Below are 12,869 nucleotides of genomic sequence, written 5' to 3'. Positions count from 1 at the left end.
CGTCCGGGGGGATCGGCACGACCGAGCGGGCCGGGTGAGCCCGCCGTTCGATCAGGACGCGTCGGCTCCCGGCGACTCGCGACGCGGCACGGCCCCCGCGCGATGCACGATCGAGCGGATCAGCGCTTCGAGCAGGAGCGGCGCCCCGGCGAGCGCCACCGAGGCGGCGACGACCGACTCCGTCCAGGGCGTGGTGTCGTACGACTGGGAGCCGACGAGCGCGGGAGCGATCGCGAACGTCGCGACGAGGTAGCCGGGCAGCGTCGATCCGATCAGGAGGACGAAGGACGCGGCGCGGAGGGGCGACGTCCTCGCCACGAGGACCGCGAGGACGAGCAGGCCGGCGGGTGCGGCCAGACCCAGCAGGACCGCCGGGAGCATCGCCTGCAGGATCGTCGGTGCGCCGAGGATCCCGGACAGGACCGCGTGCAGGCCGAGGCAGCCGAACGCCGCGGCGACCACGGTCCGCAGCACCGCGACCGGGCGCCGCCGTCCCGGACCGACCGCGGCGAGGACGGCGAGAGCGACGAGGAGGTGCCCGATCCCGAGCAGCTGCGCTGCCGATCCGACGTTCTCCCACGGATCGGAGGGCCACGAGTAGTCGTACCGGTGGTCCTCGATCGCCTGCTCGCCCAGGATCGGCCCGGCGACGGCCCAGCGCTGAACGGCGGCGAGCTGCTGCAGCCCGGCCGAGGCGAGCATCAGAGCGCCGGCCGCGATAATCCCGCTCGAGCCCCGCTCACGGGCTCCGGGACGTCCTGACTCCGCTGCTGTCATGCGGCCACGGTAGGGGCCGGGGCGTCCGGCACGGGTGGCCGGGAGGAGAACGTCTCGCCGCGATCGGTCTGCGCGAGACGCCTGCGCGCGATCCGTCGGGACCGGCCCCGGCACCGGTGGGGGATGCTCCGCGGGCCCGTTCCGAGGCCGACGCATCCTCCGCGCACCGGCCCCTGCCCTGTTGCGGACATGTCCGCTAGAGGCTGTTGTCGGCGGTGGGACCGGGTGCCACTGTTCGGAGACGGCCGCCCACGGTCGACCCGATCGAAGGCTCCAGCATGCGCTCTCCCTCCGCCTCCCGCCCGACCGACCCGGACGCCGGTACGGCCCGCTCGACCCCTGAGCGGAGGACGAGGCCTCGGCCGGCGCTCGGCCTGCTCGCGCTGACGGCGACCGTCGCGCTCCTCCTCGGGACCACGGCTCCCCTGTCCGCGGTCGCCGCGGCTCCCGCTGCGACCGGTGTCGTCGGCTGGGGTGACGACTCCAGCGGGCAGGTCGCTGCGCCGGCTGGGCTCACCGACGCGACGGCGATCGCCGCGGGCGGCTCCCACAGCCTCGCCCTGCGCAGCGACGGCACCGTCGCCGCCTGGGGCGAGGACAGCAGCGGGCAGGCCACCGTGCCGACCGGTCTGGACGACGTCGTCGCCGTCGACGCCGGCGTGAACCACAGCCTCGCCCTGCGGAGAGACGGGACCGTCACCGCCTGGGGCGACGACGGCGACGGGCAGGCCACAGTGCCGGACGGGCTCGCCGACGTCACCGCCATCGCTGCCGGCGGCTACCACAACCTCGCCCTGCACGGCGACGGGACCGTCACCGCCTGGGGATACGACTTCTACGGCCAGGCGACCGTGCCGGACGGGCTCAGCGGAGTCGTCGCCATCGCCGCCGGCCGATTCCACGACCTCGCGCTGCACCGCGACGGCACCGTCACCGCATGGGGATACGACGCCTTCGGGCAGACCGACGTGCCCGCGGGGCTCACCGGCGTCACCGCCGTCTCCGCCGGAGCCTCCCACAGCCTCGCGCTGCGCTCGGACGGGACCGTCGTCGCCTGGGGCAGCGACAGCGGCGGCCAGTCCGACGTCCCCGACGGCCTCGCGGACGTCACCGCCGTCGCCGCCGGCGGGTACCACAGCCTCGCTGTGCGCCGCGACGGCACCGTCACCGCCTGGGGCTACGACGGCTTCGGCGAGGCTTCCGTGCCGGCGGGACTCACCGGCGCCACCGCCGTGTCCGGCGGCAGCTTCCACAGCCTCGCCCTCGGCGCTCGGCCCGTCTTCACGGCCGACGCCCCTCCGGCGACGGCGCCTCTCGGAACGCCCTTCTCCTACACCTTCGCCACCGGCGGCGCGTCGACGATCGAGCTCGCCTCCGGGTCCCTCCCGGCCGGCCTGACCCTCACCTCCGCGGGCGTCCTCTCCGGCACCCCGACCGTCGAGGGAGCGTCCTCCTTCAGTGTGTCCGCCCGCACCACCTTCGGCACCACCACCGGCGCGCCCCACACCCTCACCGTCGGACCGGCGGCGACCGCTCCGACCCTCTCGGGGACGGCCGCGGCCGGCGTGGTCGGCTCCGCCTACGACTTCACGTACACGGCGACCGGATCCCCGGCGCCGGTCGTCACCGTCGCGTCGGGCACTCTGCCTCCCGGGCTCGCCCTCGACGGCTCAGGCCGCCTCACCGGCACCCCGACCACCGCGGGGACGTACGGCTTCACCCTCCGCGCGGTGAACCCGGCGGGCACCGTCGAGGCGGCGAGCACGCTGACCGTCTCTCCGCAGAAGGCGACCACGAGGGCCGACCTGCGCGTCGACGTCTCCGCTCCGACCACCGCGGTGAAGGGGAGGACGTTCACGTACACGCTCATCACGAAGAACGCCGGACCCTCCACGTCGGCGTCCGTCTTCTCGAAGGTGGTCCTCCCCCCGACCGTGCAGTTCGTCTCCGCCACGGGCTCGTACAGCCGCATCGGGAGCATCGTGATCTTCCCGCGCTCGAGTCTCGCGAACGGGCGGACCGTCACCGAGAGGATCACCGTCACGGCCACGCGCACCGGCACCGCGACCGCCTTCGCCGCCGCGTTCTCGGTCAGGACACCGGACCCGTCGATGCGCAGCAACGCCGACACCGCCGCGACGACCGTCCGCTGACGGCGGGCGCAGGAGGACGGCGGGCGGGCCTCCGGGATAGCCCGCCGTCTCGATCCGCGAGGTACGGATGCACCCGGAATCCCCGTTCACCGGCGCCCGACCCGCGGAGGGGGCGGCTAGAGCACGTCCGCGATCGCGGCGAACGTCCTGTCCGGGTCCTCGAACTGCATGTCGTGGTGCACGCCCGGGAGCCGGCGCACCTGCCAGCCCCGCTGCTCGAGCCGCGCGGCCAGGGCGTCCGGCAGCACCGCCGGCGACTGGTCGGAGAGCACGACCGTCGACGGGACCGCCGGCGCCTCGACCGGGACCGGGTGGAAGGCGACGTCCCGGAACACGCCGACGGCCATCCGCGCGTCGAACCTCTTCTTCGCGTCATCGAGCAGCGCGCGGATCTCCGGGCTGTAGGCGGCGCGGACCGCGGCGCTCGCCCGCGCCTGCCCGAGCTGGGCGACGCCGACCGACAGCAGCGGTGCCGCCCAGAACAGCCGTCCGCGCAGGCCGCTCGTGGGGAGCGACAGGGCGAACCCGGGATCGAGGTAGACGGCCCGGCCGGGCGCGAGTCCGGCGACGGCACGCTGCAGCACCGCGCCGCCGAGCGAGTGGCCGACCACGCTGTCGAGTCCCGCCGGCAGCGACTCGACCAGATCGGCGGCCATGTCGTCGATCCGGTAGGACTCCGCCCGGGCGCTCGCGCCGTGCCCGCGCAGATCGACGGCCGTGACCGTGTAGCGGCCGGTCGCGACGAGCCGCTCGACGAACGGCCCCCAGGTCGCCGCCGACGCACCGAGCCCGTGCACCAGCCCGACGTGTCGCGGTCCGGATCCGGTGGTGAGGGTCTGCAGGCGCATCCCCTGATCCTGCCGGAGACGGCGCCTGAGGCGGAGGCGCCGGGCGGATGCGGAGCCTGCTGCTGCACCCTCTGCGTCGACGATCGCGCCACATCTCCTGCCATCGAGGTGTGCGCTCTTGACTCCGCCGATGAGCGCTGGGAGGTTCTCCGGATGCGATGGCACTCCGCCGTCCGCCCGAGCAGCCGGCCGAAGAGAGGACCTCCATGACAGCGACGAGCAGAGCCACGGGAACGGTCGGCCGGACCGCCGTCGTCTTCGGGGCTGCGGGTCTCGTCGTCGGGGCCGTCGTCGGCGGAGCCGCCGTCTTCGGAGCGGGGCTCCTCCTCGACGACTCGAGATCGAGGATCACGATCCGGGACGTCACCCGCGCGGAGCTGGACGGACTCGAGCGCGCTGCCGCTCCGAGCAGGGAGGCCTGCGGAGATCGTCGTGGGTGCGTGGAGGGCGTCGACGGGCCCGGGGCGTCGATCCACCGCTACCACTCCCTCGATCTCGCGCGCCAGGCGACGGTGTACAACACGAGGGATGTCTACCGGTCGGACCGGCTCGTCGTCGAGTTCGAACCGGATCTGGGCCGCGATGAGCGGCACGACCTGATCCAGGTGATCGAAGGGACCTGGACCGGGAGCAGCGACTGACGGGCGTGAAGCGAGCCGCCCGGACGGCGTCGACGAGCGACCGGAGGGCGGGGCCCTCGACTACTCGCCCAGCGCCGATCCTCCTCCGGAATGCCCACCGGACAGGGGCCTCCACAGGGGGTCCGCTCCGGTGCGGTCCGGTCCTACGCTCGCCCCATGCATCTCCGCACTGTCGCGATGAGGCCCGGCGCCGCCGCGCTCGGGCCGGTCGGCGCGCCCCCACGGACCGCGCTGGACGACGTGCTCGCCCACCTCGTCGCGGCGCTCGCGATCGGATCCGGCCTGCTGCTGGTGCCGGCGGGCGTCGGCGGAGTGCCGCTGCTCGCCACGGGATCGACCGGAGCGAGCGCCTTCGAGGCCTGGACGCTGATCCGCACCACCGTGGCGCTGCAGGTCGGCATCGCCGTGCTCGCGATCGGTCTCGGCGCCGTGGCGCGGACGCGCGGACCCGCGGGAACCCGAGCGGAGCGCTGGTGCGTGGTCGCCGCGATGAGCGCCGCGATCGGCGTGGTGCTGCTGGTCGTGCCGCCGGTCTGAGGACCCCCCGGGGAGCGTCGCCCACCGGCTTGTCCGGGTCGCCGTGCGCGCCCGCGACCGAACCGTCACCTCGCGCCGCGCGGCGTGATCGGATCGTTGCAGGATCCGGCACCGGCTGAGGTTCCGCATAGGACACACTCAGCGACAGGGGGCGAGCGTCCCCCGCTCATGGGGAAGCCGACCGCGATCAGCGGCTCGGAGGAAGCAGGAATCGTGCGCTCTGCGCGACGACGCCACGGCGTCACCGTCATCACCACTGCGGCACTGCTGGGGGCGCTCGCGTTCCCGTCCGTCGCTCTGGCCACCGAGGTCGTCCCGGACGCCGCCTCGAGTCCTGCACCGGCCGAGCCGGTTCCCACCGCGGAGCCGACCGCGACTCCGGAGCCCACGGCGACGCCGCAGCCGGCCTCGACTCCGGCGCCCACTCCGGCTCCGACCATCGCGCCCGTCGAGAGCGCGCAGTCGCCCCTGGCGATCGCCCTCGACCGCACCACCTACGAAGCGGGCTCGGCGTTCTCCGCGATCCCCTCGGCGGAGGGCTGGGCCGGCGGCCTGGACGTGTCCGGCACCGGTTTCCAGCCCGGCACCGTCGCCGTCGTCGTGCTCCGCGACGGCGACTCGGAGGAGGCCGTCACCACCAGCGTGATCACCGCCTCCGGCGAGCTCCGCCTCCAGGACTGGCTCCCCACCGACGCGGACGGCGTCGCGGTGGACCCCCATCTCCCGCTCCCCGGCGAGACGATCTCCGTCATCGCGGAGGGACTCGACGCCTCGGGCGCCCGTGTCGCCTCCGATGCCGTCGAGTTGACCGTGACGCAGCCCGACACGAGCGTCGTCTTCCAGAACCGGGAGGACGGCGGGGTGCTCCCGGCCGGTGCGGACATCCAGGTCGGAGAGTTCCGGATCTACGGCGTCGTCGCCTCGTTCCGCGGATTCGACCGCGGCGAGGACGTGTCCGTCACGCTCACCGCGCCCGACGGCAGCACCTCCGCCCTCGTGCCCCCCGCGCCGACCCCGCTCTCGGGCGAGGCCTTCGTCCTGCTCGACGCCGACACCATGGCGGACCAGCTGGGCACCTTCACCGTCACCGCCACGGGAGAGACCAGCGGACGCTCCGTGACGTCGTCGCTGGAGCAGGTCCCCTCACGCACCGCGATCCGGATCTGGCCCCAGGGGGCTTCGCCCGAGCCCGCCCCGGCGGACGGACAGCCCACCAGCGGTGGCGCTCTCCTCGGCTTCGGCGCGGACGAGACCGTCTCGATCGGCGTCTTCTCGACCTCGGGTGCGCGCCAGACGCTCACGGGCGGCGGCTCGAGCCGCGAGGTCGGCGTCGACGCGCTGGGCTGGAGCCTGATCTCCCTCGGCGAGTACCCGCTGCAGGACCCGGCGAGCGAGATCTACTGCGTCATCGCCCGCGGCACGTCGAGCGGTCTCGTGGCGAGCACCTCCTACGACTACACGCTGACGGAGGAGGACCCGATCGCCGGAGAGGCCGACTGCTCCGCCGCGGTCGCCGCGGTCACGGCGCACCCTGTCGGCGCCGGGCCCGCAGGGCACCCGGCCGGCTCCGGACCCGCGGCGCAGACGGGCGGCCACCGCCCCGTCCTCGCCTCGACCGGCGTCTCGACGACCGCGCCGCTCGCCCTGGCCGCCTTCGGCATCCTCGGCGGTCTCGCCCTGACGGTGCGCCGCCGCCGCGCGTAGACGGCCACGCACCGCGGACGACGAAGGCGCCCGGGCACACCGCCCGGGCGCCTTCGCCGTCGCGAGACCCGTCGGGTCAGTCGGACGGCACCGCGCAGGTCTCCTCCGCCGCGGTCTGGCCCGGAGCGTCGACGGCGACGGGAGCGGGATCCGTCGGAGCCGCGCCGCCGTCCGCGGGCGCCTCCGCCGCGGGCGCCTCCTCCGCCGGAGCGTCGGATGCGAGGGTCACCGGCTGGTCGTTGAGGACGCGGTTCATGAGCTCGGCCCCGACCTCGGCGTTGGGCACGACCTTGCCCGGGTAGTCCGGGTCGTCGAGCGCCGGGTACTGCACGAACACCATCTTCGAGAGGTCGACGTCCTTCAGCGCGAGGGCGAGCGAGATCATCGTCGCCGGGCTCGTGAGCGACGTCGACAGGTGCACGTTCGACGAGGTCGCCTGCGCGAGTCCGTAGAGGGCGGGGATGTTCGAGAGGGTGTCGGCCGAGCGGACGGTGCGCATCAGCGAGGCCAGGTACTGCTGCTGCGACGAGATGCGGCTGAGGTCGCTCTGGTCGCCGACGCCGTGGCGGCTGCGGAGGAACGAGAGGGCCATCGACCCGGAGACGGTGGAGGTGCCGGCGGGCAGGTCGAGTCCCGAGTCGGTGTCGAGGATCGGACCCGTGAGGCAGATCGGGACGCCGCCGACGGCGTTGCTCATCTCGATGACGCCGTTGAAGGACACCCAGCCGGCGTAGGGCACCGTCAGGCCGGTGAACTGCTGCAGGGTGTCGTTGACGCAGGCGAGCCCGCCGTACTGGAACGCGGAGTTGAGCGGGACGCCGGCGGCGGCCTCGGTGACGACGCCCGTCTCGGGGTCGGTGCACGCGGGACGGTCCAGGATCAGGTCGCGCGGGAAGCTGATCACCGTCGCGCTGCGGTGGTCGGCCGAGACGTGGAGCAGGATGTTGACGTCGTTGAGCGTGTCGTCGCGGACGCCGAAGGAGTCGCCCTGCGTGGCGTCGTTGTCGGTGCCGACCACCAGGACGTCGAAGCCGCCCTCGACCGCGCCCATCTGCACGTTCCCGGCGGTGGGAGGAGCGACGCCCAGGTCGACCGCGTTGTCGGCGACGTTCCGGCTGATGCTCACCGTCGCGATCGCCACGAGCGAGGTGGCGCTGACGGCGAGGACGCCGACCACCGCCGCGATCCCGACCACCACTGTCCGCACCCCGGACCGCCGCCGGAGCCGCCCGTGCCGCACCGCGCGCTCGTGAACCCTCATGCGCTCCCACCCCTCGCCCCGCCCGCCCGTTCGCGGACGCAGTCGCTCGCCAGTGTAGGCAGGCCCCCTCCGATGCTGCGCGGAACGGCCCTGCTACCGTCGTGCGCGCATCGAGGAGCGGAGCAGGAGCCGTGGAACACCGAGTCGTCGATCCCGTCACGCAGATCGAGTGGATCGTCCCGCCGTTCGCGACGGAGGAGGACACCCTCGCCCGCGCGCGGGCCGATCGGGAGGGGCGGCTCGCCGACCTCCGCCTGTACCCGGACCACGGCGCGGAGTATCCTCTCTGGGCGCTCGACGGCCCGGTCGACGACCCGGGCGCGATCGGCGTCCCGGAGGCCCTGCACGGACCGCTGCTCCGCTGGCAGGAGCTCTGGGCCGCCGGATGCGACGTGTTCGAGGGCTGGAGGAGCGCCGAGGCGGAGGAGCGCTGGCTCGCCCTCGGCCGGGAGCTGCACACCGAGCTCGAGGCCGCCCTCTGGCTGACGACCCGGGTGCTCGCCTGCTGCTGAGGGCTGCTGCCCGGGCATCCGCGCAGAAGCCGCCGGCGCAACCCGTCCCCGGACCGGCCCCCGCGTGCCTACCCTGGACGGTGCGCTCTCCTCGTCTTCTGCAGCAGGTCGTCGGCAAGCTCGGCGGGCAGCGGCCCGCGGCCCCGGTGAGCCGTCGAGCGCAGCGGGCGCTCCTCGCCGAGCAGACGGTCCGCGGGGTGCTCGAGCTGGCCGTGCGGCTGGGCGAGACGCTGCTCTCGCTGGGGTCCGCGGCCGCCGAGGTGACCGAGACGATCCAGCGGGTGTGCCGCGCCTACGGCATCGAGTGCCAGGTCGACCTCACCTTCACATCGATCCTGGTCGTGCACGACGGAGGCGACGACTCCCCCAGCGTGAGCGTGCTGCGCGTCGTCCCCTCCCGCAGCGCCGACTACGAGCGGCTCGCCCGCGTGACGGCGCTCGTCACCGCCATCACCGAGGGCTCGCCGGAGGTGCGGGTCGCCGACGCCGTCGACTCCGCCGAGGCCCGCGAGGAGGCGCGGCACCAGTTCGAGGCCGCGCACGACCGGCTCGACGCGATCCTCGTCCAGCCGCACCGCTACCGCCGCGGAGTCGTCACCCTCACGCTCGCACTGATGGCCGCGGGCGTCGCGCTCCTGCTCGGGGGCGGCCCGCTCGTCGTGCTCCTCGCCGCCGCGACGGCCGCCGCGATCGACCTGGTCAACCAGCTGCTCGCCCGCTGGGGCCTGCCCGCCTTCTTCCAGCAGATCGCCGGCGCCGCGCTGGCGACCGGAGTGGCGGTGGTGCTGCTCGCGGTCGTGCCGCGGCTGCCCGTGGAGCTGGCGGTTCTGCCGCCCGCGCTCGTCGTCGCGTCGGGGGTGGTCGTGCTCCTCGCCGGGCTCTCGTTCGTGGGAGCGGCGGACGACGCGATCAACGGGTTCCCGATCACCGCGGGCGGCCGGCTGCTCGAGGTCGGGCTGCTGACGCTGGGCATCGTCGTCGGCATCGCCGTGGTGCTCGACGGCGCGCGCTCGCTCGGGGTCGAGCTGGTGCTGGTCGACTCCTACGCCCGCCCCTGGCCGGCGGCCGTGCAGGTGCTCGGCGCCGGGGTCGCGGCCGGCGCCTGGGCGCTCTCGTCGCACACCCCGCCGCGGCCCGCGCTCATCGCCGCCCTCACCGGAGCCGGCGCGTTCCTCGTCTCCGACTCGCTGACCACCTCGGGCTTCGCGCCGCTCATGGCCAACGCCCTCCCGGCGCTGGCGATCGGCCTGCTCGGCGAGATGCTGGCCGAGCGGATGCGGGTGCCCGCCGTGGTGACGACCGCGTGCGCGATCGTCCCCCTCCTGCCCGGCCTCACCCTCTACCGCGGCGTCCTCGGCCTCACCTCGAACGCCGGCCCGAGCGCCGGGATCGAGCTCCTGCTCCAGGCGGGCATGATCGCGCTGGGCCTCGCCGGCGGAGTCACGCTCGGCCGGATCGCCTACCGCCGCCTGCGCACCCCGATCGTGCGGGCGGTGGCGCCGGTCCGCGCCCGGACCCGCCGGGACCGCGGGATCGAGCAGGCCCTCGCCGCCGACGTCCTCTACCCCGACGGCGCCGAGGCCGGGCAGGCGGACACCGCACAGGACGCCACAGCGTCGGGCAGCGGATCCGGCCTCACGGCGTCCGACCCGTCGGCGCCGGCCGCGGTCGACCCCGCACCGCTGCCCGACGAGCCGGCGCCGGCCGCCGAGGAGCCGTTCACCCGCACCGGGATCGTCCCGATCGTCAGCACGATCGGCGTGACGGAGCCGGTGCCGATCGTCACCGAGGAGGATCCGGCCGACCGGGGCTGACGACAGGGCCTGCTCCCGCGGCCGGCTCCTCGCCGCAGGGGTGGGCGCGCCGGTCAGTCCGCGTGGCCCCGCACGACCGCGGTCCGGCGGGTGTCGATCACGATCACCGAGCCGAGCACGATCAGGGCGAGCGACACCGAGGCGAGCGTGTCGGTCAGCCAGTGGTAGCCGAGGTAGAGCCGGGCGACGATCTGGCCGGCGATCATCCCGAGCGAGAGCGCGAAGCCCCCGATCATCCAGCTCCGGGAGGAGCGGCGGGAGGCGAGGAGGAACGTGGTGATCAGGAAGAAGTCGCTCACGCCGGTGACGTGGCCGGAGGGGAACGAGAAGGTCCCGTCGGGCCCGAGCAGCATGTACTCGACAGGCGGGCGCATCCGCATCACGAGGTGCGCGGCCAGCTGCACGCTGAGCATCCCGACGAGCATGCCGCCGGCCAGGAGGATCGGCCGCCAGAGGTGCCGCGCGAGGACGAACCAGAGCACGAGCACCGCCAGGATGATGACCGGCAGGTAGACCGGCCCGAAGACGGTGGCGAGCGCGTCCATCACGACCGTGCCCTCGGCGGAGCGCTTCTCGCGGAACCACTCGGCGACGACCGGATCGAGGACGGTGAGGCCGGTGCCGCTCGCGACCTGCGCGGTGAAGGCCGCGAAGAGGACGACGCCGACGCCGATGAGGCCGAAGCCGGCCCGGTCGAGGCCGCGGCGCGCCTCCGGGGCCATCACGCGCTCCTCCACGAGGAACCGCTGGTGGAAGCGGGCGCGGCGCGAGAGGGCGGGGGCGGTCATCCGCTCACCCTAGGGCTGCGGAGGCGCCGCCGACCGGGCCGTTCGCTCAGCGTCCTGCCGCGTAGTGCGTCTGGATCTGCTCCGGCGTGAGGACCGTCGAGTACACCGCGGCGTAGCGCAGGCTCCCGCCGAAGTACGAGGAGCCGACGTTCGGCCACTGGCCGCCCAGGCTGTCGTATCCGATCTTCCAGGTGCCCGTCGTGTTCTCGGCCGTGCGGTACGTGCTGTTCGAGGCGACCTTCACGCCGTCGACCCAGAGCGCGATGCCCGCCGTCGGCGAGAGCGTGGAGACGACGTGGTGCCAGAGCCCGTCGTTGACGGCTCGGGTGCTCGTGATGGTCTGCGCGGCGCCGTTGTAGACGCCGAAGACGAGCTTGCCGTCGGCACCGATGTAGGTGTGGCGGTCGTACTGGCCGCCGGGAGCGGTGGCGCCCGCGCTGAAGCTGAAGAGCTTGCCGCCGGCGTTCGTGGTCTTGAACCAGATCTCGGTGCTGAAGGTGCCGGGGTTCCTGATCTCCAGCGGCGTGCTCAGGTACTGGTTGGTGCCGTTCGGCGTCCACGAGCCGCCCGCGTCGCGCGGGCAGGCCTTGGGCGTCGCGGCGGAGCTGACCATCGCGGTCGGGAAGAGGCTGGTGGAGCGGTAGGTGCCCGGGTACTGGCCGGAGTCCGTGTCGGGCGCGGTCGTCGATCCGCTCGGCTGCGCGAGCGTGTAGGCGAAGAGCGCGGCCCCGCGGTCGGCGGCGAGGGCGCCGTCGCAGGTGAAGAACGCGGCGGCGCTGCCGACCGTGTTGGTCGAGTTCAGGATCGAGGCGGTGTACGCGCCGGAGGTGGCAGGGGCGGTGAGCAGCACGGCGGCCAGGGCGGCGGCGGCGAGGGCGGCGACGACAGACCTCGGGCGGGCGAGGAGGGTGCGCAGCCGCGCGGCCGGCGAGGCGGCGGAGAGGCGGTGCCGGCTCATGCCGTCTCCTCCTCGCGGGCGGCGCGGCGGCCTCGCTCGGCGGTCCGCTCCGGCTCGCCGGGGAGGCCGACGAAGACCGTGTAGAGCACCGGGATCGCGCAGAGCAGGACGAAGAGGACCCAGCCCCAGAACGGCAGGTGCAGAGCGGAGGAGAGGGCGTAGGCGTCTCCGTCGTGCGCCGGGATCTGCAGGCGGCCGACCTGTCCGGAGACCAGGTCCACGGGGTCGGCACCCTCGGCGCTCACGCGGATGGGGAGGACGCCTGTCGAGACGAGCGTGGCGTTCGTCGTGCCGCTGTCCACGGTGGCCTCGAGGACGACGATGCCGACCAGCGGGCGGAGCACGAAGACGGTGACGGACGCGACGAGCGAGAGGCCGAGGATCCGCATCGACGCCCGCTGGGTGGGCGAGGCGATGAAGCGGGTGAGCAGCTGCACGAGGACGGCGCCGATGATCAGCAGCGGCAGGCCGCGCACGAGCCAGCCGAGCACCGGCAGCGCCGTGGTGACGACTCCGATGAGCTGGTCCTGGCCGGTGGCCCACGGATCGACGGCGCCGTTGATGTCGCCCTGGGTGCGGAGCGTGCCGTCGTCGGCGATCTCGACGACCCGGTGGGTGTAGGTCTCGTCGGGCGTGGTGGTGGGGTGGAAGCTGACCGCGTCGCCGACCCGGACGTCCTCGAGGGCCGTCGGCTCGGTGAGGACGAGGGTGCCGACCGGGGCGGCCGTACCCATGGAGGGCGTCTGCACGATGAACCAGCGTCCGCCGGACGCGTGGAACAGGAGCGCCGCCGCGACCAGGACGGCCAGCAGAGCGGTCGTCGTCCCGATCAGGGCGGTGCGGAGGAGGGACCGGCGGGGGCGGTCGGTGCGGGGG

12 protein-coding genes are annotated in these 12,869 nt (G+C 74.3%); 6 read left to right on the top strand and 6 right to left on the bottom strand.

Annotated elements, in window-relative coordinates; genetic code table 11:
* Positions 1-51 precede the first annotated feature (51 nt).
* Positions 52-777 (bottom strand): hypothetical protein, encoded by a 726-nt coding sequence (locus C5C54_RS11425; RefSeq protein WP_146078824.1) that lies wholly within the window; start codon positions 775-777, stop codon positions 52-54.
* A gap of 278 nt (positions 778-1,055) precedes the next feature.
* Here C5C54_RS11425 and C5C54_RS11420 point away from each other — a divergent pair, with 278 nt between their 5' ends.
* Complete coding sequence (locus C5C54_RS11420) at positions 1,056-2,930, top strand: DUF11 domain-containing protein (RefSeq protein ID WP_104288384.1); 1,875 nt, start codon at positions 1,056-1,058, stop codon at positions 2,928-2,930.
* 116 nt (positions 2,931-3,046) lie between these two features.
* On the opposite strand, the gene C5C54_RS11415 is transcribed toward C5C54_RS11420, so the two are convergent.
* Positions 3,047-3,778 (bottom strand): alpha/beta fold hydrolase, encoded by a 732-nt coding sequence (locus tag C5C54_RS11415; protein ID WP_104288383.1) that lies wholly within the window; start codon positions 3,776-3,778, stop codon positions 3,047-3,049.
* Between the two features lie 206 nt (positions 3,779-3,984).
* Here C5C54_RS11415 and C5C54_RS11410 point away from each other — a divergent pair, with 206 nt between their 5' ends.
* The 3 genes from C5C54_RS11410 (at position 3,985) to C5C54_RS11400 (ending at position 6,660) form a co-directional block, all read left to right on the top strand.
* Positions 3,985-4,419, top strand: coding sequence for a hypothetical protein (locus C5C54_RS11410; protein WP_104288382.1), 435 nt, complete (start codon positions 3,985-3,987; stop codon positions 4,417-4,419).
* Positions 4,420-4,575: 156 nt separating this feature from the next.
* Complete coding sequence (locus tag C5C54_RS11405) at positions 4,576-4,956, top strand: hypothetical protein (protein WP_104288381.1); 381 nt, start codon at positions 4,576-4,578, stop codon at positions 4,954-4,956.
* Between the two features lie 168 nt (positions 4,957-5,124).
* Positions 5,125-6,660 carry a hypothetical protein gene (locus C5C54_RS11400; protein ID WP_104288380.1) on the top strand — a complete coding sequence of 512 codons (1,536 nt, stop codon included), beginning with the start codon at positions 5,125-5,127 and terminating at the stop codon, positions 6,658-6,660.
* Between the two features lie 76 nt (positions 6,661-6,736).
* On the opposite strand, the gene C5C54_RS11395 is transcribed toward C5C54_RS11400, so the two are convergent.
* Positions 6,737-7,921 (bottom strand): LCP family protein, encoded by a 1,185-nt coding sequence (locus C5C54_RS11395; RefSeq protein ID WP_104234001.1) that lies wholly within the window; start codon positions 7,919-7,921, stop codon positions 6,737-6,739.
* 131 nt (positions 7,922-8,052) lie between these two features.
* Here C5C54_RS11395 and C5C54_RS17970 point away from each other — a divergent pair, with 131 nt between their 5' ends.
* Together C5C54_RS17970 and C5C54_RS11390 are read left to right on the top strand one after the other, a co-directional pair.
* Positions 8,053-8,433 carry a hypothetical protein gene (locus tag C5C54_RS17970; protein WP_181127880.1) on the top strand — a complete coding sequence of 127 codons (381 nt, stop codon included), beginning with the start codon at positions 8,053-8,055 and terminating at the stop codon, positions 8,431-8,433.
* An 80-nt stretch (positions 8,434-8,513) separates the two neighbouring features.
* Positions 8,514-10,247: a threonine/serine exporter ThrE family protein gene (locus C5C54_RS11390; protein WP_181127879.1), complete on the top strand. Its 1,734-nt coding sequence runs from the start codon at positions 8,514-8,516 to the stop codon at positions 10,245-10,247.
* Between the two features lie 53 nt (positions 10,248-10,300).
* On the opposite strand, the gene C5C54_RS11385 is transcribed toward C5C54_RS11390, so the two are convergent.
* The 3 genes from C5C54_RS11385 to C5C54_RS17965 form a co-directional block, all read right to left on the bottom strand.
* Positions 10,301-11,035 (bottom strand): phosphatase PAP2 family protein, encoded by a 735-nt coding sequence (locus C5C54_RS11385; RefSeq protein ID WP_104234004.1) that lies wholly within the window; start codon positions 11,033-11,035, stop codon positions 10,301-10,303.
* A 46-nt stretch (positions 11,036-11,081) separates the two neighbouring features.
* On the bottom strand, positions 11,082-11,993 hold the full coding sequence (locus tag C5C54_RS11380; protein WP_104247132.1) for a LamG domain-containing protein: 912 nt from the start codon (positions 11,991-11,993) through the stop codon (positions 11,082-11,084).
* Positions 11,990-12,869, bottom strand: an 880-nt coding sequence (locus C5C54_RS17965) for a S26 family signal peptidase (RefSeq protein WP_104288378.1), incomplete at its 5' end; no start/stop codon positions are given. The genes C5C54_RS17965 and C5C54_RS11380, both read right to left, overlap by 4 nt.

The sequence above is a fragment of the Rathayibacter sp. AY1F2 genome, from assembly GCF_002930885.1.
Lineage (GTDB): Bacteria > Actinomycetota > Actinomycetes > Actinomycetales > Microbacteriaceae > Rathayibacter.
The sequence above is the reverse complement of the archived record's forward strand: the minus strand, read 5'-3'. Positions and strand labels throughout refer to the sequence as shown.

Bases quoted from the DNA above. Each gene is read 5' to 3' on its own strand.
- C5C54_RS11425 (WP_146078824.1), bottom strand. From the start codon at position 777: ATGACAGCAGCGGAGTCAGGACGTCCCGGAGCCCGTGAGCGGGGCTCG.
- C5C54_RS11420 (WP_104288384.1), top strand. From the start codon at position 1,056: ATGCGCTCTCCCTCCGCCTCCCGCCCGACCGACCCGGACGCCGGTACG.
- C5C54_RS11415 (WP_104288383.1), bottom strand. From the start codon at position 3,778: ATGCGCCTGCAGACCCTCACCACCGGATCCGGACCGCGACACGTCGGG.
- C5C54_RS11410 (WP_104288382.1), top strand. From the start codon at position 3,985: ATGACAGCGACGAGCAGAGCCACGGGAACGGTCGGCCGGACCGCCGTC.
- C5C54_RS11405 (WP_104288381.1), top strand. From the start codon at position 4,576: ATGCATCTCCGCACTGTCGCGATGAGGCCCGGCGCCGCCGCGCTCGGG.
- C5C54_RS11400 (WP_104288380.1), top strand. From the start codon at position 5,125: ATGGGGAAGCCGACCGCGATCAGCGGCTCGGAGGAAGCAGGAATCGTG.
- C5C54_RS11395 (WP_104234001.1), bottom strand. From the start codon at position 7,921: ATGAGGGTTCACGAGCGCGCGGTGCGGCACGGGCGGCTCCGGCGGCGG.
- C5C54_RS11385 (WP_104234004.1), bottom strand. From the start codon at position 11,035: ATGACCGCCCCCGCCCTCTCGCGCCGCGCCCGCTTCCACCAGCGGTTC.
- C5C54_RS11380 (WP_104247132.1), bottom strand. From the start codon at position 11,993: ATGAGCCGGCACCGCCTCTCCGCCGCCTCGCCGGCCGCGCGGCTGCGC.